At 59.7% G+C, this 19,060-nt stretch carries 19 protein-coding genes; 14 read left to right on the plus strand and 5 right to left on the minus strand.

What is annotated here, in order from left to right:
• The first annotated feature begins 23 nt into the window (after window positions 1–23).
• Together RBH22_RS13295 and RBH22_RS13300 are read left to right on the plus strand one after the other, a co-directional pair.
• Entirely contained in the window at window positions 24–1,289 is a 1,266-nt protein-coding gene (locus RBH22_RS13295) for a mandelate racemase/muconate lactonizing enzyme family protein (protein ID WP_306677783.1), read from the plus strand.
• Between the two features lie 8 nt (window positions 1,290–1,297).
• Window positions 1,298–2,263, plus strand: a complete 966-nt coding sequence (locus tag RBH22_RS13300; protein ID WP_306677784.1) for a C-terminal binding protein — start codon at window positions 1,298–1,300, stop codon at window positions 2,261–2,263.
• 125 nt (window positions 2,264–2,388) lie between these two features.
• Here RBH22_RS13300 and RBH22_RS13305 read toward each other — a convergent pair whose 3' ends face one another.
• Together RBH22_RS13305 and RBH22_RS13310 are read right to left on the minus strand one after the other, a co-directional pair.
• The gene (locus RBH22_RS13305) at window positions 2,389–3,249 is read right to left on the minus strand and encodes a carbohydrate ABC transporter permease (protein ID WP_121570701.1); all 861 of its coding nucleotides are present in this window, start codon (window positions 3,247–3,249) and stop codon (window positions 2,389–2,391) included.
• A gap of 1 nt (window position 3,250) precedes the next feature.
• The gene (locus RBH22_RS13310) at window positions 3,251–4,243 is read right to left on the minus strand and encodes a sugar ABC transporter permease (protein WP_306677785.1); all 993 of its coding nucleotides are present in this window, start codon (window positions 4,241–4,243) and stop codon (window positions 3,251–3,253) included.
• A gap of 281 nt (window positions 4,244–4,524) precedes the next feature.
• Between RBH22_RS13310 and RBH22_RS13315 the strand changes: the two genes are divergently transcribed.
• From RBH22_RS13315 to RBH22_RS13330, 4 genes are all read left to right on the plus strand, one after another.
• Window positions 4,525–4,848, plus strand: a complete 324-nt coding sequence (locus RBH22_RS13315; RefSeq protein ID WP_121570703.1) for a UxaA family hydrolase — start codon at window positions 4,525–4,527, stop codon at window positions 4,846–4,848.
• A gap of 5 nt (window positions 4,849–4,853) precedes the next feature.
• Complete coding sequence (locus RBH22_RS13320) at window positions 4,854–6,020, plus strand: UxaA family hydrolase (RefSeq protein ID WP_256289411.1); 1,167 nt, start codon at window positions 4,854–4,856, stop codon at window positions 6,018–6,020.
• Complete coding sequence (locus tag RBH22_RS13325) at window positions 6,020–7,024, plus strand: Ldh family oxidoreductase (RefSeq protein WP_306677787.1); 1,005 nt, start codon at window positions 6,020–6,022, stop codon at window positions 7,022–7,024. The genes RBH22_RS13320 and RBH22_RS13325 overlap by 1 nt, the downstream gene beginning before the upstream one ends.
• Window positions 7,025–7,096: 72 nt before the next feature.
• Window positions 7,097–8,470, plus strand: a complete 1,374-nt coding sequence (locus RBH22_RS13330) for an ABC transporter substrate-binding protein (RefSeq protein WP_306677788.1) — start codon at window positions 7,097–7,099, stop codon at window positions 8,468–8,470.
• Window positions 8,471–8,625: 155 nt separating this feature from the next.
• On the opposite strand, the gene RBH22_RS13335 is transcribed toward RBH22_RS13330, so the two are convergent.
• Window positions 8,626–9,528, minus strand: a complete 903-nt coding sequence (locus RBH22_RS13335) for a dihydrodipicolinate synthase family protein (RefSeq protein WP_306677789.1) — start codon at window positions 9,526–9,528, stop codon at window positions 8,626–8,628.
• Window positions 9,529–9,890: 362 nt separating this feature from the next.
• Between RBH22_RS13335 and RBH22_RS13340 the strand changes: the two genes are divergently transcribed.
• A complete protein-coding gene (locus tag RBH22_RS13340) occupies window positions 9,891–11,372 on the plus strand; it encodes an aldehyde dehydrogenase family protein (protein WP_306677790.1) in 1,482 nt (493 codons plus the stop codon).
• 15 nt (window positions 11,373–11,387) lie between these two features.
• On the opposite strand, the gene gfo6 is transcribed toward RBH22_RS13340, so the two are convergent.
• Window positions 11,388–12,473 (minus strand): D-xylose 1-dehydrogenase Gfo6, encoded by a 1,086-nt coding sequence (gene gfo6 / locus RBH22_RS13345; protein ID WP_306677791.1) that lies wholly within the window; start codon window positions 12,471–12,473, stop codon window positions 11,388–11,390.
• Window positions 12,474–12,637: 164 nt separating this feature from the next.
• Here gfo6 and RBH22_RS13350 point away from each other — a divergent pair, with 164 nt between their 5' ends.
• The 5 genes from RBH22_RS13350 (at window position 12,638) to RBH22_RS13370 (ending at window position 16,460) form a co-directional block, all read left to right on the plus strand.
• Window positions 12,638–13,087 (plus strand): universal stress protein, encoded by a 450-nt coding sequence (locus tag RBH22_RS13350; RefSeq protein ID WP_256289417.1) that lies wholly within the window; start codon window positions 12,638–12,640, stop codon window positions 13,085–13,087.
• Window positions 13,088–13,417: 330 nt separating this feature from the next.
• The gene (locus tag RBH22_RS13355; protein ID WP_306677792.1) at window positions 13,418–14,272 is read left to right on the plus strand and encodes a DUF6544 family protein; all 855 of its coding nucleotides are present in this window, start codon (window positions 13,418–13,420) and stop codon (window positions 14,270–14,272) included.
• Window positions 14,273–14,451: 179 nt separating this feature from the next.
• Window positions 14,452–14,841 (plus strand): hypothetical protein, encoded by a 390-nt coding sequence (locus tag RBH22_RS13360; protein ID WP_306677793.1) that lies wholly within the window; start codon window positions 14,452–14,454, stop codon window positions 14,839–14,841.
• Window positions 14,838–15,680 (plus strand): transposase, encoded by an 843-nt coding sequence (locus tag RBH22_RS13365; RefSeq protein WP_306677794.1) that lies wholly within the window; start codon window positions 14,838–14,840, stop codon window positions 15,678–15,680. Before RBH22_RS13360 ends, RBH22_RS13365 begins: the two co-directional genes overlap by 4 nt.
• An 84-nt stretch (window positions 15,681–15,764) precedes the next feature.
• The gene (locus tag RBH22_RS13370) at window positions 15,765–16,460 is read left to right on the plus strand and encodes an ABC transporter ATP-binding protein (protein ID WP_306677795.1); all 696 of its coding nucleotides are present in this window, start codon (window positions 15,765–15,767) and stop codon (window positions 16,458–16,460) included.
• Here RBH22_RS13370 and RBH22_RS13375 read toward each other — a convergent pair.
• The gene (locus RBH22_RS13375; RefSeq protein ID WP_306677796.1) at window positions 16,379–16,933 is read right to left on the minus strand and encodes a flavodoxin domain-containing protein; all 555 of its coding nucleotides are present in this window, start codon (window positions 16,931–16,933) and stop codon (window positions 16,379–16,381) included. The genes RBH22_RS13370 and RBH22_RS13375 overlap by 82 nt on opposite strands.
• Window positions 16,934–17,144: 211 nt before the next feature.
• Here RBH22_RS13375 and RBH22_RS13380 point away from each other — a divergent pair, with 211 nt between their 5' ends.
• A complete protein-coding gene (locus RBH22_RS13380) occupies window positions 17,145–18,038 on the plus strand; it encodes a ferritin-like domain-containing protein (protein WP_306677797.1) in 894 nt (297 codons plus the stop codon).
• Window positions 18,039–18,707: 669 nt separating this feature from the next.
• A complete protein-coding gene (locus tag RBH22_RS13385; RefSeq protein WP_306677798.1) occupies window positions 18,708–18,980 on the plus strand; it encodes a hypothetical protein in 273 nt (90 codons plus the stop codon).
• Window positions 18,981–19,060: the final 80 nt, after the last annotated feature.

A 19,060-nucleotide genomic window follows, 5' to 3' on the forward strand; every position in this document is an offset into this window, starting at 1 on the left:
GGCAATCCACGATTGCCAAGGCGATGACGCAAGACGACCAACCGGACTACCGCATTCCTCAGGGTGGCGGTGTACCCTGGCGAGATATGGGGATGGAGGAGACGCACCGACCGCCCGAACGCGACATCGAGATTACGGCGATCGAGACGATGGCTATCGCGGGCAACTTCACGTGGGGCATCGTCAAGGTCGAGACCGACGCCGACGTCTACGGGCTCGGGGAGACGTTCCGCGCGGAGGCCGCACTCGATATGGCCGGGCGGATGGAGGTCGACCTGGAAGGGGAGAACCCGCTCGACACCGACCGGATTCGCGAACTCCTCGAACAGCGGTACACAGGCACTGGCCGCATCGGACAAGCCGCCTTCACTGCGATCGAGACGGCCTGTTACGACATCAAGGGAAAACTGTTCGACGTCCCGGTGTACGAACTGCTGGGCGGGAAGTACCGCGACGAGATCAAGATCTACTGCGATACGCACGGCGGCGAGTCCCTCGGCGAAGCGAGCGAACACGAACCGACCGACGTCTACACGCCGGAGTCGTACGCCCGCGCGGCCCGGGAGGTCGTCGACGAGGGGTTCGAGGCGCTGAAGTTCGACTTGGACGTCCCGACGCACGCCGAATACGACGAAGCCAACCGACGGATGGACAACGCGGCGCTCGAACACAAGGTCAGCCTCGTCGAGGCTGTCCGCGACGAGATCGGCTACGACGTCGACCTCGGAATGGACCTCCATTGGAACTTCACCACTGAGACGGCCATTCGACTGGGGAAGAAACTGGAACGGTTCGATCTCGCGTGGATCGAAGACCCTGTCCCACCGGAGAAGACCGAATCGCAAAAGCGCGTCACCCAGGCGCTCAACACGCCGGTTTTGACCGGCGAGAATCTCGTCACGACCAGTCAGTTCAACGATGCTGCGCGCGAAGGGATGATGGACATCGCAGCCCCCGACGTGAACAAGTGCGGTGGCCTCGGCGAGTACGTCGACATCGCGACGGTGTGTGACCTGTACGGCATTCCGATCGCCTCACACAATATCTCGAGCCCGCTCGGGACGATCGCCGGCGCGCACGTCTCGGCAGCGATCCCCAACTTCCTGTGTATGGAGTGGCACTCCCGCGACGTTCCGTGGTGGAACGAGATGTGCACGCGAGTCGAGGGCTCTGGCCCGATCCTCGAAGACGGCTACATCGACGTGCCCGAGGGTCCCGGCCTCGGTGTCGAGTTGAACCGCGACCTCTGTGAGCAGTACCTCGTCGACGGCTACGATCTCATCGTCTGAGTCCACTGATGTCGAAGTACACTGTCGTCGTTACGGATCACGATTTCGCGGATCTCTCGATCGAGCGGGACGGGTTGTCGGACATTGCTGAGGTGGTCGAATTGACCGAGGGAGTCGGCAAGGAAGCCGCAAACCCACACGCGACGCTCGCTGAGGCGGACGCCGTGATCAACCTCCGCTACGACCTCGATGCGGCCGCGATCGATGCGTTCGATAGCTGTCAGGTCATCTCGCGCTACGGGATCGGCGTCGATAACATCGACACCGAGGCCGCCGCCGAGCGTGACATCCCCGTCACGAACGTCCCGGACTACTGTCTGGAGGAAGTCTCGATGCACGCTCTTTCGATGTTCCTCGCCCTCTCGCGGGGACTCACAAACTACGACTCCAATGTTGCGGTCGGGGGCTGGGACCGCGACGCCGCGGTTCCGATCCACCGGTTCTCGACGCAGACCGTCGGCGTCGTCGGCTATGGGGCAATCGGCCGCGCCGTCGGCGAGCGCGCGGCCGCACTGGGTGCCGATGTCGTCGCTAGCGACCCGTTCCTCACCCAAGACGACGTCGCAGACGACCCCGCGACCTTGCTGGAGTTCGAGGAAGTGCTGGCACGGTCAGATTTCATCACCGTCCACTCTCCGCTGACGCCTGAGACACGAGGTCTCTTCGACGCCGACGCCTTCGCCCAGATGGCCGATTCGGCGTACTTCGTCAACGTCGCCCGGGGGCCGATCGTAGACGACGATGCCCTCCTCGACGCGCTGTATGACGACGAAATCGCCGGTGCCGGACTCGATGTGTTCCCCGAGGAACCACCCACACCGGACCACCCGCTCCGCGATCATCCCGACGTGATTACGACGCCCCACGTCGCGTGGTACAGCGAGGAAGCCAACGAGCAGCGTCGCCACACAGTCACCGACATCGTTCGGACCGTCTTGGAGGGCGGCGAGCCTGAGAACGTCGTCAACGACTAACTCGGCTGTCTCTCTCTTCGACGTCGGCGCTCTTTGTCGGTCCGTCTCTCCTGCCTCCCCGATCGCGACGCTCTGACACAGAGTACGCGACTCAGAATGTCGAAAAAACGCAGCGCCTGACCGATTCAGGCTTTTCCTGTCGCCGTAAGCCCTTCCACGACCTTCCGCTGGAAGAACAGCATAAACAGGATGAGCGGTATCACGGACATAAACACGGCCGCCGAGATCGTACCCCAGGGGTACTGGAACTCACCTTGATAGAGCGCGATGCCGACGGTGATCGTCCGCATCGAATCCTCCGTCATAAACGTCAGCGCGAAGAGGAACTCGTTCCACGCGTAGATGAACACGATAATCGCCGCGGTCGCCATCGCCGGCGCGGACACCGGCAAGATGATTCGGAACAGCACGCCGATCCGTGACAGACCGTCCATCAGCCCGGCTTCTTCGAGCGAGTCAGGCAACTCCTTGAAGTACGCCTGGAAGATCCAGACGGCGAAGGGCAACTGGAATGCGGCGTAGGGAATGATGAGACCGAGATAGTTGTTGAGAAGCCCCCACGAGCGCGCAAGGCTGAACAGCGGAATCAGTCGCGCGATGAAGGGGAGCATCGCCGTCCCGAGGATGAGCAAGAGAACGGGAAGCTTGAACCGGAAGCGGAGCCGCGAAAGCGCGTATCCGGCGAGCGAGCCGAGCAACACGTCCAAGACGGCGGTGCCGGTCGCGACGATCGCACTGTTGAGGAGGTACCGGAAGAACGGTGCGCCCTCGATAGCTGCGCGGTAATTCGCGAGCGTCGGATTCCGCGGAATGTACTCGACGGGGAAGGTGACGACGTTCCCCGGTTGTTTGAGTGACGTAATAAACATCCAGAGGATGGGGAACACAGAGACGAGAGCAATGATGAAGATACTCCCGTAGAAGCCGACCTTCTTACCGACCCACTGGAACCGTTCGATTTCGAGGGTGTTCGAGTCGTAGCTCATCTCAGCGCACCTCCGGTTCGTAGAGAGTCCCGACGTACACCATCGCGATCGCGAGGGCGATGAGAGTGATGATGGTCGCCGTCGCCGCGCCCTCGCCGAAGTTGAGTCGGTTGAACGTCAACTGGTGATCGAACAGCACGAGCGTGGTCGTCGCTGAGGCCGGCCCGCCGCCGGTCAGTCCGAAGGGCAGACCGAACGCCTGGAACGCCGGCAGCGTCCGGAAGATGAGCGCCACGAGGAGCGTCGGCTTCAGGAGCGGCAGCGTGATGTCCCAAAACTGCCGGATCCGGGAAGCGCCGTCCATCCGTGCGGCCTCGTAGAGGTGGTCCGGGATCGACTGGAGGCCGGCGAGTAAGATCAGCGCCATGAACGAACTCGTCTTCCAGATCGTGATAAAGAGCATCGCATACAGCGCGGTGTCCGGCTTCGCCAGGAAGGGGAACGGCTGCTGAAGGATCCCGACACGAATCAGCAGGTCGTTGATGACGCCGTACTGCCCGTTGAACATCCACGCCCAGATGCGTGCGTTGATCACGGTCGGAATCGCCCACGGAAACAAGATCGCCGCCTGTGCGAAGTATTTGCCCTTGAACTCGCGGTTGAGCAAGAGTGCGAGCCCCAACCCGAGCACCAGTTCGATGGGGACGCTGACGAACGTGTAGATGAGCGACACCCGGAGGGCGTTCCAGAAGCCGTCTCCGTTGAGGAACTGATCCAGCAGCGGGCCGCTGCCGTACAGCTCACGGTAATTCTCGAGACCGACGAACTCCTGCGGATTGATTTCCAGTACGTATCCCGTATGCAGGCTCCCTACCACGGTATCGAAAATCGGGTAAAACGACACCGCGAGCAGAAAAGAGACCACTGGCGTCAGCAGGATCACTGCCAGTTCCTCTTCGGAGAACCTGAGGTCACGATACCGCTGCAGTCTGTTTTGCCGTTCCGGGCTCTCTCCGTAAGTAGCGCCGGACGAGCTTTCAACTGTATCTGCCATTCGTATGCTCTAACGAGAGTCTTTCACTATAAAACTACAGGGACACCTGCACCGACGAATCTCCGTCGCCTCCGTCAGACGAGTCTCCACTCAGTCGATCACGTTGACTGTGGGGGAGCTCTGGCAGTAATACTGTCGGACAGAACGATGTGAATATTCTTGGCCCACAGGGTACCACACTGCTTCACGGATTGATGTCCGACAGTATGAGTTGTCGATCCCCGAACGGCGTTTGACTAGGAGAAAACATTATAAACTGTGACATCCGTTGACCGAAACGCATGGCAGACAGATACCTAGAGGTAGTCGAACCTGACGACAACGTCGCGACGGCCCTCCGTGAACTCGAAGCCGGTGAGACGGTCGCGGTCGCCGTCGGCGACGAGGAGCGCACCGTCGAGGTGTCCGAAGACGTTGTGTTCGGGCACAAAATCGCCATCGAGGACATCGCCGATGGCGAGACGATCACGAAGTACGGCAAGAGTATCGGCAACGCGACGGAGGACATCCCCGCAGGAACGTGGGTCCACGTCCACAACGTCGAGAGCAACTACGGTCGCGGCGACCTCGCGGACGGCGAACAAACTGCAGCAGTGAGTGAGTGATTGAAATGAGTGAATTCCTCGGTTACGAACGAGACGACGGGAGCGTCGGCATTCGAAATCACGTCGCGATCATCTCGACGGCACCCTACGCCAACGACACGGTCAAGCGCGCAGCGGAGATAGTCGAGAACACGGTTCCGATAACCCATCCGCTTGGCCGCTGTCAGACCAAGCCCGACGTCTTCCAGACCTATCGGACGCTGCTCGGATACGGCACCCATCCGAACGTCTACGGGACAGTCGTCGTCGCCCACGCCGGCGAGATCGTCGACGGCGACGAACTCGCTTCTGACGTCGCCGAAACCGGCCGTCCGAGCGATTCCGTCAACATCCACGGCGAGAAAGGCGTGATGAACGCGCTCCAGCGGACGGTGAACTCCGCTCGTGAGATGGTGCAGGAAGCCAGCGACCAGCGTCGCGTGCCCGCGGATATGTCGAATCTGACGTTCGGGATCAACTGCGCGACGTCGGACACGACGAGTGGCCTCTGTCAGCACAAAGCGACAGCACGGGCTGCGTGGCGACTTATCGACGACCACGACGGGCGGGCGTGCTTCGCCGAAACGCCCGAGTTCTTCGGCGGCGAGCACGAGCTCGCCGAGCGTGCGGTCAACGACGAAGTCAAACAGGAGATCCTCGATCGCGTCGAGAACTGGGACCAGCGCCTGCAGGCGACCGGCTACGACGTCCGAGGCGCCCAGCCGACGCCGGATAATATGGACGGCGGCCTGACCACGATCGAGGAGAAGTCCCTCGGTGCACTCGTGAAGTCCGGTGACGGGCCCATCCAGGACATCGTGGACTACGGTGCGCAGATCCCTGACGACTCCGGGATGTACATTATGGACACGCCGGGGCACGGTGCCGAGTCGGTTACGGGTATCGGCGCGGGCGGCGCGCACTTTATGGTGATCTCGACCGGGCAGGGCCACACGCTCTCGAACGCGATTATGCCGACGATCAAGATCACCGGAAACCCCGGGAGCGCCGAGCGCGTTCCCGAGCAAACCGACGTCGACGTCAGTGAGGCGCTCGTCGGCGACCAGAGCTTCGACTGGGCCAGCGACCAACTCTGGGACGAAATCGAAGACGTCGTCAACGGGAAACTGACGATGAGCGAGGCGATGGGCGAAAGCCAGTTCGCCATTCACCGGATCGGCCCCTCCACATAATGGAGGTCGACAGGCAACGCGCGGTCGCGGTTGCCGCCGACGCCTTCCGCGCGCACGGAATCACTGACGCGGACGCAGCGCAGACGGCCGAAGTCCTCGTGAGTGCCGATGCACGTGGAAAGCACTCTCATGGGCTGTTACGGCTCCCGCGGTTCGTTCGAGGCATCGAGTCGGGGAACGTCGACCCGACGGGCTCGATCGACGTCGTCTCCGAGACGGGCGGCGCAGCTACGATCAGTGGTGGGTCCCGACTCGGCCCCGTCGTCGCAAGCGCAGCGGCTGCCGAAGCGATGGACCGTGCCGACGAGTTCGGGGTTGGCGTCGTCGGCGTCCACGACTCGAACCACCTGGGGATGCTCGGGTATTACACCGATCAGCTCCAGCGAGAGGGATACGTCGGCATCGCGATCACGAACACGGAACCGGCGATGCCGCCACACGGCGGTTCAGAGCCCGTATTAGGAACCAACCCCATCGCTATCGGCCTCCCAACGGAGCCGGTCTTCAATCTGGATATGTCGACGTCGGCGATCGCTCGCGGCACCGTCCTCCACAAGAAAGAGACTAGCGAGGAACTTCCCAGCGGAGTCGCTCTCGACGCCGACGGCCAGCCGACCACCGATCCCACCGCAGCTCTCGAAGGAACCATCCTCCCGTTCGGGGGCGCGAAGGGTTCGGGACTAGCCATCGCCGTCGAGGTCTTGGCCGGTGGGCTCGTCGGTGCGGCGATGGGCTCCGACGTCACGGGAACGTATCACACGACAGATCCCTGTACGAAGGGCGATCTGTTCCTCGCGATCGATCCCGACGCGATGGGCGCGTCGGATTTCAGTGAGCGGGCAAGCGACTTCCTAGCAGATCTGACTGAGAGAGAGCCAGCCGCTCACGTAGACGAGATCCGACTGCCCGGCCAACGCTCCGTCGAGCGCGACCGCTCGGCGACGGCAATCGAAGTCGACGAGGAACTCTGGACTGAAGTACGGGAACTCGCAGCCGACGAGTAACTCTCCTTACCCCACAACACCTCTACTATATAACAATAATTATTAATAGGGGATGTCCCAATCGTTGGGTGTATGACACGGAAGGTCACGAACCAGCGTAGGCGAACGGTTCTCAAGACGATGGCTGGTGGCAGCATCGCGCTGCTTGCTGGCTGTAGCGGTACCAGCGACTCTGGTGGCGACGGCACTGACAGCAACACCGACTCGGATGCGACCGACCAAACCGATGGAAGTACCGAGAGCGGCGGGAGTACCGAGAGTGGCGAGTCACTGGAGATGACCTACGTCTACCCCGGCTACTTCAGCAACGACGCCCAGAGCCTCGTTCCGATGTTCGAAGAGCAGGCCTCGGGCATCACCGTCGAGTCTCAGCAGACGCCGTCGAACGCGTCTTCGACCCGTAACTACTACGTCAACCAGTTCGTCTCGGGGTCGTCGTCCTTCGACGTCGGGAATATGGACGTCATCTGGCCCGCGGAGTTCGCCCAGAACGGCTGGGCAGCCGAGGTCAACGATCCCGAAGGCCACACCGAGAATATGCTCCAGACGCCGATTGACTCGGTGACCGTCGACGGGACGATGTACGGGATGCCGATCCACACGGACGCGAACGCGCTGTACTACCGGACGGACCTCCTCGAGGAGCACGGCTACGACAGTCCGCCCACGACGTATATGGAACTGGTCAATATGGCGCAGGACATTATGGACCAGTCGGATAAAGACCTCAATGGCTACATCTGGCAAGGCGGTTCCAACGAGGGACTGACGATTATGTGGCTCAACTGGTTCTGGGGGATGGGCGGTGAACTCCGTCAGGATGGGAACCTCGTGGTCAACTCCCAGGAGGGTATCGATGCCCTCGCGCACGCCGTCGATCTCATCCACGAATACGGCGTCACCCCCGAGTCTATTCCGGCGTCCTCAACGGACCAGAACCGCCAGACGTTCCAACAGGGCAATACCATCTTTATGCGTAACTGGCCTTACGCGGTTGCACTGATGAACGAGGACGGGTCACCTGTCAAAGGGAAGTTCGACGTCGCACCGATGCCCAAAGCTGAGGGCAACCCTGACGCCAAGAACTCCTGTCTTGGCGGGTGGAATCTGTTCATCAACGCCAACTCGGAGAACAAAGAGGCCGCACAGCGGTTCGCGAGCTATATGTCGTCGATGGAAGCCCAAGAGAAAATGGCGCTGGAACACAGCCGTCTCCCCGTCCGCCAGGAACTGTACTCTGACGAGTACTACGAGCAGGCCTCCCAACTGGAGACGTTCGCCAAGATCGTCGATCAGACCAGCGCTCGACCGGCGACGCCACAGTATTCGACGTTCTCGGAGATCGTCTACACCAACTGCAATGCCGCTCTCGTCCAAGAGAAGACGCCCGAAGAAGCACTCAACGACGCTCAAGAAGAAATCGACAGCGAAGTCAACAACGCCTGACTGCGACGCATTCCAGCCACCACGACGAGTCCCGAGCTATCTGTATCCGGATTTTTGTCGATACTGGCGCTCCTCGAGGAGCGATCGCTTCGCGTCTATTTGAGGGGCCATCACCGTAGCGGTCCGTACGAGTGCGAAGAAAAGAGAGCCGCAGCCTATAGGGTCTGTTTATCGAACTGGTCCGTAATCCGCCGATATGCCGCCGTCAGCGCCGTCTGCTCCTCGTCAGTGAGTTGGGGAAGCGGCGGCAGCGGCGAGCCGATGTCGAGTCCGTCGAGTTTCACGAGGTACTTCAACGCCGCTGCTGTGGGGACATCGCTCGTAGCCCCCACGAACGGTGTGACCACGGTCTGCATCAGTCGTTGGGCTTCCACGAGATCACCGCGGTCGTAGGCCTCGTAGAGATCAGTCATCACTCGCGGAAAGACGTTCGCCGGACCGGCGATGAGGCCGTCCGTTCCGACGCCCAGGGAAGCCGTCGCCAACTGGGTCGCTCCCTGGAACACGAGGAAGTCCTCCGGCGTTTCGCTGACGGCGCGGTAGTGGTAGTTCAGGTCACCAGACGTGTCCTTGAGACCGACGATATTGTCGTGTTCGGCGAGATCTCCTACCAGATCGATTCCGATCTCGTTGCCTGTCAGCGGCGGAATGTTGTACAGGAGCAGCGGAAGTGCGGACTGATCGGCGATCGTCGTGAAAAACCGTTCGAGGCCGGGTTGGGTCGTCGTCAGATAGTACGGTGAGACCACGACTGCGGCATCCGCACCCGCTTCCTCTGCAGACGAGATTTTGTCGAGTACCGCACCCACACTCGTGTCACAACAGCCGGCGAGAACGTTCGTTCTTCCGTCGGCCACTTCGGCTACCGTCTCGATGACTTGTCGGTTCTGCGCCGCCGTCAGACTCGGAAACTCACCGATCGAACTTCCCGGGAAGAGCCCGTGCACGCCCGCCTCCACGAGGCCCCGGGTAAACTTCCTGAGGGCTGTATCGTCGACCGACCGCCGTGACCGGCGGGTAGGCGTCGCCATAGGAACCACTGTTCCTGCAAGATTCATAATTACCGTACCGAGCACCACTCAGTTATAACTTGGGATGAGGTCACACACAGCCGTATCGACTTCGATGGATTAGTTCATATTTTTCACCGGGGTCATTCGGTCGTCTTCGCAACGCGAGCAGCGCTATGTCTCCAAGACTGACCGAGCGGAACGTGTACAACCGGCTGGTTGCGAGAATCCGAACGACGGCACCCAGAACGTTTGCTATAGTAGCATTTACAACTTATCGCGCATCCGATCGCACGACAGCGTATGGTCCGATGGGTGAAGGCTTGCAAATGCTACTGTAGTGCCGCCATCGCGGAGTTGTCTCCGAAGCCTGCGTAACACTTATCATTCTAATCTGCAACGAATCCGATATGAGCCAGCAAGTAGCTACAAGTCTGGATAGACAGATGCTCGTCGGCGGCAACTGGATCGGTGCTCAGGAGCGAACCGACGTCATACACCCATACGACGGCCAACTCGTCGGGTCAGTTCCGATGGCGAGCGAGGAGACAGTCGTCGAAGCGATCGATGCAGCAGCGGAGGCCTTCCACGCCACAGACCTCTCTGCGTACCAACGATACGAACTGCTCTCTGAAACAGCCAGACTCGTCGAAGAGCGCGCCGACGAAATCGCTCACATCCTCACCAGCGAGCAAGGGAAACCGCTGACGGAGGCCCGTGGTGAGGTCGACCGCGCCGTCCAGACGCTCGATCTCTCGGCCGAGCAGGCCAAGCGTCTCTTCGGTGAGTTCGTCCCGATGGACGCCCAGAAAGGCTTCGCACGGGATCATTGTTTCACGCAGCGTGAACCGATGGGCGTCGTCGCAGCCATCACGCCGTTCAATTTCCCGCTGAACCTGATGGTACACAAGATCGGCCCCGCACTCGCGGCCGGCAACAGCGTCGTCGGGAAACCCGCGACGAACACGCCGTTGTCCGCCATCGCATTGTTCGAGTGCCTCGACGACGCCGCCGACGCCATCGACGCTACGGTCCCTGATGGACTGTTCAACATCGTAACCGGGTCGGGTTCAACCATCGGTGACGTGATCCTCGACCACGACGCTATCGAAGCCATCTCGTTCACCGGCTCGACACCGGTCGGAAAGTACCTCGCGAACAACAGCGGAATGAAGGAAGTGACGCTGGAACTCGGCGGCAACGATCCCACGATCATCTGGAGCGATACGGACATCGAAGCGGCGGCCGCGCAAGTCGTCGGTGGGGCGTGCTCGAACGCCGGCCAGGTCTGCAACAGCGTCGAGCGCGTCATCGTCCCCGAGGAGATCGAAGCAGAGGCCATCGAGGCCATTGTCGAAGCGGCAGAGGCACTCTCGGTCGGCGACCCTCTCGAGCCTGGAACCGATGTTGCATCGATGGTCGACGACGAACAGTTCGAGAATCTCGTCGACCTGTTCGAAGAGAGCGTCGAGGCCGGTGCGACCGTCGAGTGCGGCGGGAACTACGGCGGCGACCTTGGCCCGCGGACCTTCGAACCCACTGTGCTCTCAGACGTGACTCCCGATATGCCCGCGGTAAAGGAGGAGACGTTCGGTCCGCTCGTCCCCGTCGTCGTCGTCGAGGACTTCGATGCCGCTATCGAGGAGGCCAACAATACGAATTACGGACTCGAAGCCGGCCTCTTCACCCAGGACATCGACCGGGCCAAGCGAGCGGCTGACGAGATCGATGCGGGCGGCGTCAACATCAACACTGTCAGTGGCTTCCGCACCGATCATATGCCGTACGGTGGATTCAAAGACTCCGGTGTCGGAAAAGAGGGAATCAAATACGCCGTCGAGCACTTCTCTCGGGAGAAACTCGTCGGATTCCATCAGGGGTTCAACGGGTAGTTCTCGCGGTCGCTGTCACTCCAGGGAGACCCAGCTATCTGACTCGGCGGCCTCGTACACGGCCTCCATCGCGCGCATATCGACGAGGCCGTGATCGCCGTCTGGGTAGATCGATTTCGACCCCCGGATACGGTCGGCAAAGTAGTCGAATTCCTCCAGCATTTGATCCACTTTCTCCACTCCAATCGTCGCCCGGCCGTCACCGCGTGACACGTGCAGCTGCCGCGTCTGGTCCTGGAAGAACGCCGGTTCCACGCGGACCTGTCCTTCAGTGCCAGTGACAGTGATTCCCGACGACTGACGCGCGTTGTGACTGGCATAACACTGCGCGTACACCTCGTGTGGGAACTCGACTGTAAAAGCAACCGTCTCGTCGACCCCGTCGAAGGCGTCGTGCGTGCTCGAGGTGTTGCCCGTGACGGAAACGGGCTCTGCATCGAGCAGGAATCGGGCCGTGTTCAGCGGATAGATCCCGATGTCGAACAGCGCGCCGCCGCCAGCCAGCGCTTCGTTGAGACGCCACTGATCGGGGTTGGGATCGATCCGGTCGAGCAGCCGTTGGGACATATTTCCAGTCACCGACATCGGCTCGCCGATATAACCGTTCGCGATGAGTTCGCGAGCGCGCCGAACCGTGGGCTCAGTATGCATCCGGTACCCGATCATCAACTCGATGTTGGCTTCGGCAGCGGTCTCTCTGAGTTCGACAGCCCGTTCGCTGTCCCGTTCCATCGGCTTCTCACACAAGACGTCCTTGCCGAACTCGGCCGCCGTTTCGACGTACTCTAGGTGTAGGGCATTCGGGGTGACGATATAGACGGCGTCGTATGCATCGCGTGCTGCCCCGCCGTGGAACTCGTCGTAGGTGATTCCGAGCGCCGCGCCGTCGGTTTCGGCCGCGATACGTTCGGCCTTTGCAGACGAACTACTGACCAGTACGGAGGGCTCACACAGGTTGGATTGTTCGAGCGCAGGGAGAGCCCGACCCTTAGTGAACCACCCGAGACCGACGACGGCGAATCGAACTGGTTCGATATCTGTCGGATCGACCGTCTGCCAGTCACGCTTGCAGCTGTTCGCGAGAAGGCTGTCGAGGTCCATAGTGGTCCAACTCTTTCTGGTGTGATAAATGATTGTCCCTCGAACCGTCGGGCGCTGGAGGGGTGAAAGCCGCGCTGGGGCAGCGCTGTCGCTGCGGAGCGACCATCAAACGCTGTCGCACAGTAGTCTGCAGATTTATAGTAGTCGGCTCAGAGAGTATTTGTATGTCGTTGAACAACGTCTTACTCGCAGTCGGCCCCGGAGACAAAGACCGTATCGAGCAGATGGCACAGACGCTCGTCGATATCGCCGGGCCTTCTGATGCAACTGTCCTTCTCGCACACGTCTTTACGCAAGACGAATTCGACTCGACGCTTGAGCGAATGAATATCGAGGACAGCGCGGACGTCCCAGCCGATACTGTCGCACGTCAACACGCGACGATAAAAACGATCGCAGAGAGACTCGACGACGAGGATCTCACGTACGAGATCAAAGGTGCTATCGGATCACACGGTGACGAGATCATCCGCCTTGCGACTGAGGCCAATTCGGACCTCGTCATCGTAGGGGGACGGAAACGATCGCCCACAGGGAAGGCTGTCTTCGGATCAACGGCGCAAGAAGTGATGCTTTCGGCACCATGTCCTGTCACTTTCGTCCGCGGAGATTGATATAAACAATAAATAGTAAATTGTAGTAAACATCTAATACCCTCGTTATGAAGCTTTTCAGATCTATTTCAGGTATTTAAGCAACTAACATAATATTTTTGTATAATTTACTAAGCTGTCATTACAAGTCCGGAGGCCCTGTCCACTTAGGCCAATTTGAGGAATGAACAGGTCGTAGTGTCAGGGACAAGGCTTGCAGAACTGTGCAGCGAGCACTTCACGGCGTATATCAGAAACGGGCCAACGCCGCATTCTATGGAATGCGGGGCATCGCTGTGCATCCTATAGCGGCGTAGTGATGTTTTTGATGCAGGCGGACGATTCATAGCTATGCGCCTCGTTCGTGCACCCAAACTCCTTGGGGGTGTGACAGTCCTCGTCCTCGCGATCGTCCTCGCCGGACGCGTTCGACGCCGGCAGGTGTCTGCCCTTCGAATCGAGGACCTGCGGCGGGCGGCAGCAGTCGGACGCGAGCAGCCAGTCCCGACGAGCGAGATCAACGACCTGCCGGATCCCGTTCGCCGCTACCTGTCCAGTGCGCTCCCGACCGACCATCCGTGCATCGACTCAGTTCGGCTCGAACAGGCTGGAGAGTTGCGTCTCGGCGACGCGTCCTCACCCTGGAAGTCGTTCACTGCGACACAGCACATTACGGTCGATCCGCCGGGATTCTTCTGGAACGCGTCGATCCGTCTTGCGCCGCTCGTTTCGGTGGCCGTCCACGATCTGTATCGGGACGAAGACGGGTCTGCGAGCGTCTCCCTGTTCGGTGTCGTTCCGGTCGACGGCGCCGAGCCGAGTCCGGAGTTGAACGAGGCGGAACTGCTTCGGTATCTCGCCGAGGCGGTCTGGTATCCGACGGCGTTACTTCCGAGCGAGGGCGTCACTTGGGAACCGATCGACGACAGTACGGCGACGGCGACCATCGAACACGGGGACGTCTCTGCATCACTCGAGTTCTCGTTCAACGAGGCCGACGAAGTGACTCGAGTGTACGCCGAGGAGCGGCATCGACGAGTGGACGACGGATTCGAACCGACACCCTGGTCGGGGTACTGGTACGATTACCAGACACGGAACGGGATGCGGATCCCGATGGCGGGCGAAGTCGTCTGGCATCTTCCCGAGGGAGATCTGAACGCCTGGCGAGGACGTGTCACGAATGTCAGCTACAACGAGTGGTGATCGGGAGCGATCGGTATTCTCGACTGACGGGAATTTCATCCAAAATACAAGGCGGATACCCCGAGGCTTGACCTCGGGGAGGAAACCGACACTACCCTTCACAAACCACGCCCGATGGCAAGACTGACTCCCCAATTTCAATATGTATCTTTAAGTATCTCTACCATTTCTAATGAAGTATGGAGGTTGTTCGGAACATCCAAGTAAAACTCGACGTTCCCCAAGAGGACTCTAAAGTTCTCGATGAGACGTTCGATCAGTTCCGACAGGCGGCGCAACACGTCGCTGACCACGGATGGGACGACAACCCCCACAACATCACGGACACCAAGAACACGCTCCACAAAGAGACGTACTCTGACGTTCGTGACGAACTCTCCCTACAATCCAGCCTCGTTCAATCAGCCCGTAATCTTGCGGCCACCGCACTCGGGAACTGCAAAGACCGCAAGTTCGATGGCGAGAAAGCCAGTAAGCCCGAGTTCCGAGGGAGCGTCGTCGTGTACACGGCCGAACCATTACGTACAACGACGACCACGTTTCCCTCGCTACGACCGACAAGCGCGTGACCGCTGAATACGTCACACCGGTCAACGAGGAAGGAACGCCGTTTGAGCACTACTGGACTGACGAATGGGAGAAAGCCGAAGCAACGCTCCACAAGCGTGATGGCACGTACTACCTTCACGTCGCTGTGAAGAAAGACGTTGAACCTGATTCTGATTCTTGCGACGAACAATCCGAGAACGGAGTGGTTCTCGGTGTGGATTTGAACGTGGATGGGTACGTCGCCGTCACCAGCACGGGAGCGTTCTTCGGTAACGCAGACTCCCTCAATCACCGACGCAACGAGTACGAGCGTCGGCGTGGCAACCTACAACAGACAGGCACTCGGTCAGCGCACCTCACCATCAAAAGCATCGGGTCACGCTTCGCCCGGTGGAGCGCCGACTACCTCCACCGTATCTCCAAAGCAATCGTTCAAGAGGCTGTGAAGAACGACTGTACGGCGATTGCGTTCGAGAACTTGAAGCATATCAGGAAGCGCATCTCGAATGCCAGTAAGTTTCAGCAGTGGGCATTCAAAGAACTCCAACGTCACGTTGAATACAAGGCTGAAGAATACGGTATCGCCGTGGATGACGTGAATCCCGCGTACACGAGTCAACGGTGCAGTCACAGCGAGTGCGGGTTCACGCACGAAGATAACCGCGACGGTGACGATTTCGAGTGTCTGAAGTGCGGGAAGCAGTTGCACAGCGATTACAACGCCGCTCGAAATATCGGGTGGCGTCTTATCCAGCACTGGCTCAAGTCTGGTGCTGGACGAGCCACGAGTCAACTGGCTCTGAAGTCAGGGACGTTGAACGCGAACGGTCGATTCCGACCTACCGAGTTACTCGGTTAGAGCGGGAGTCCACTGACAAGCCTCGGGGCTTGACCCCGAGGCAGTTGACCCGATAGTTTTGAGCTTCACGGACATCTCACCAATATGAATAACGACCCTCTTCCGGACGAACGCGACCGAGAGCGCGGGAACGATACCACTCTCGCCATCCGGACGACTGATCTGACCAAGCGCTTCGGCGACCACGTCGCCGTCGACCACCTCGATCTCTCTATCCCCCAAGGACACGTTTACGGCTTTCTCGGGCCGAACGGTGCCGGCAAGACGACGACGATGCGGATGCTGACGACCTTGTTGCCTCCGAGAGAGGGAACTGCCACGATAATGCGAACGCCACTCACCGACCGCGAGGCGGTCACGAGACATCTCGGCTACCTCCCGGAGGACCCGCCAGTCTACGAGGAACTCACGGGGCACGACCAGCTGTCGTACGCGGCCTTCCTCCACGATATCCCGGACGACGTCGGCCCCGAGCGTATCGAGGATCTTCTGGCCCGCTTTGATATGACCGACGACGCCGACCGGCGCATCTCGACATACTCGAAGGGGATGCGTCAGAAGATCGGGTTGATACAAGCACTGCTCCACGGGCCGCGGTGGTCTTCCTCGATGAGCCGACGAGCGGTCTCGATCCCCGGGCCGCTCGGACGGTGCTCGACGTCATCGGAGAACTCGTCGAGGGCTCTCAGAGGGGGAGCTCACCCGTCGAGGCGCTGTTCGAGGAAGCCGGCGAAGTCGGCGGTGAACGCGTCGACTTCGTCCCAGTCCGTATACTCGTAATCACGCGACGTGTCCACATCACCGGTCGCATCCTTGGCAATACGCTTCAGCAGCAACCGCTTGAGGAACCCGTACTTGGAGTAGCGCAGTGCGCCACCGAACAAGCCAATCTTATCGGGATGCCAGTTGGAGCGCTCAAGCAGTTCATCCACGTACTGGGCGGCTTCGGCTTGCCGCTCTGGTTCGTCAACTGCAGAAGATAACGATAGTTGGAAGAATCCTGTGGGTCGCACGTTCAGAATCTCGTTGTTCGAATCGACGAACTCGCGGATAGCTTCGTGATGTTTCCCGATGTGGATCGATGACCCGACGAGGATTGCATCGAACGTCTCAAAGTCCAAATCGGCCGGGAGTGATTCGACGTCGACCGTCGTCACGTCGTGTCCACGTTCCAGCAGGGTATTTTCGATCCGGGCGGCGACCTTCGCGGTCTGTCCCTCACCCGTCCCAAACAGTACGAGAATTGGTGCCATACCCTCGGATTCGTCTCCTATCGAGTAAAAAGTATGACTCGATTCAGACGAGATAGCCGCTATCAACGCTCCGTTACCTCACTCCGTTTCGTTACACGGCAGCCAATAGATTGGTGTTACTTTACTTCAGTCAATCATACCGCGCGATGGAGAGCACATAACAATCCCCGAGTGAGCCAACGATGGGAGCGTTGGGAGATCCAACGAACTAATGACAGGACCAACAGACCCAGATACGCGTGCAGAAGAGATCGTATCCTCACTTACCGATCGCGCTGAGGAAAGTGAACGTTCCCGTCGGAGCTTCCTGAGTCGATCCGTGCTCGCCGGTGGGACGCTGCTGGCGCTTGGTGGTGGCGTCGGGACCGTCCTTGCACAGGACAGCGATGACGAAAGCGAAATGAATGGCGGAGGTATGGCGGCCTACGACGACGTCGAGGGCACCGACATAGACGTCCTCAATTACGCCCTGTCGCTGGAACATCTCGAGAACGCCTTCTACCGGACTGCTCTCGAAAAGTTCGATGAAAACGCCTTCGCCAATGCAGAGATGCTGCAGGACCACAGCGAGGTGTACAGTAGAATCGAAACGATCAGTCAACAGGAGGCGTCCCACGTAGAACTCCTCACTCAGGCGGTCGAACTCCTGGGCGGGACTCCCACTGAAGAGGCTAGTTACGATTTCGGGTTCGATACTGTCCCCGAATTCCTCGAACTCGCGCAAGTAATCGAGAATACTGGTGTCGCAGCCTACGCCGGGGCAGCCCCCTTTGTCGAGAGTCCGGATCTGCTGTCGGCCGCACTTTCGATCCATAGCGTGGAGGCACGCCACGCCGCACTGTTGAATCAATACAACGGAGCGTCGCCGTTCCCAGATACTTACGATCCAGCACAGTCACAGGAGGACGTCTTGAACGCCGTCAGTGGATTCATCGATTCTGGAGACGACGAGACGCCGACGCCGGGCGATGACGACGGCACGACGACGCCTGATGATGGAACGACGACACCAGACGGCAACGAGACGATGACTCCCGATGGTAACGAAACGATAACACCCGACGGAAACGGGACGATGACGCCGAATGGAGGAAACGAAACCTAACAGGAAGGCATACGAACTAGCGTAGCCTGCCGGAGGAGCATTGTACAGATTCCAGCCTCCGCTGGTCTCTGACTATCCGGCAGCTCACTTCAAACCTCACGACAGCTGTTTCGCCTGATCCAAGCCCGATAGCCTGTGTGAGGTGGGGTATAATCTCTCGTAGGTCAAATTCGCTGTTTTGTATCAAACCAATGACCTAGGACGACGACCTCGGCTCTGGACAGATTAAGCAACTTCCGTCCGCACGCTGTGTGTACGGAAAATATTAGCCCTTCGAAATTCTCTCCCAAAACAATGCGGCGTCGCACGCTTTTCGGACTTACCGCCAGCGCCGGAGCCCTCGGTGTCCTCGGGGCGGGCGTCAAGATCACCGAACAACCTTCCGTGCCACCAGCTACGCACGCTGACGAGCCGGTTCCCCCAGTCGGTGAACGAAAGAGCCCCGTTGTGGCCGCGGACACGACGACCGCGGGGCACGAGACATACGGCACTGTTCGACAGGACGCGTCGGTCCTGGATCTCGAGTCTCCAAGTCGCTACGCTCTTGTCACCCAGTATCGACTCATCCCGGGGTCAAACTACAACGCGGGCACGGAGTGGAAAACGGACTCGCTAACGGTCGAACACAGGTGGCGTTCGGGGTCGCTTGTCTCTCACTCCGGAGACGTGGTGTCGACAGACACTGGCGATGCCGACTCGAATCTCTATTTGCACACCGATCGATCGACGGGACGATACCGGTGGCAGCTGACCTTCGAGGACGCGATTGGGGACGCCCGGACCTACCGTTTCGCCACTGTCATCAACCGTGCGCAGAATTCTACGGCAGGGACCGTCCTCGTCGACACGACGTTCGGTGGGGGATTCACGAAGGGATTTCTCGGCGCTTCAGAACGCGATTTAGCGGCGGCTCGCCTCGTGATGCAGCGCCCGAACGAGTAGCGACAGTCAGCCACGCGAGAGCGAATCATAGACGGCTTCCCATACCTACACAGGAGTCGCTCAACACCGGTCACCTATTG

Origin of the sequence: Halobellus sp. H-GB7, from assembly GCF_030848585.1 — an archaeon.
GTDB lineage: Archaea > Halobacteriota > Halobacteria > Halobacteriales > Haloferacaceae > Haloquadratum > Haloquadratum inordinatus.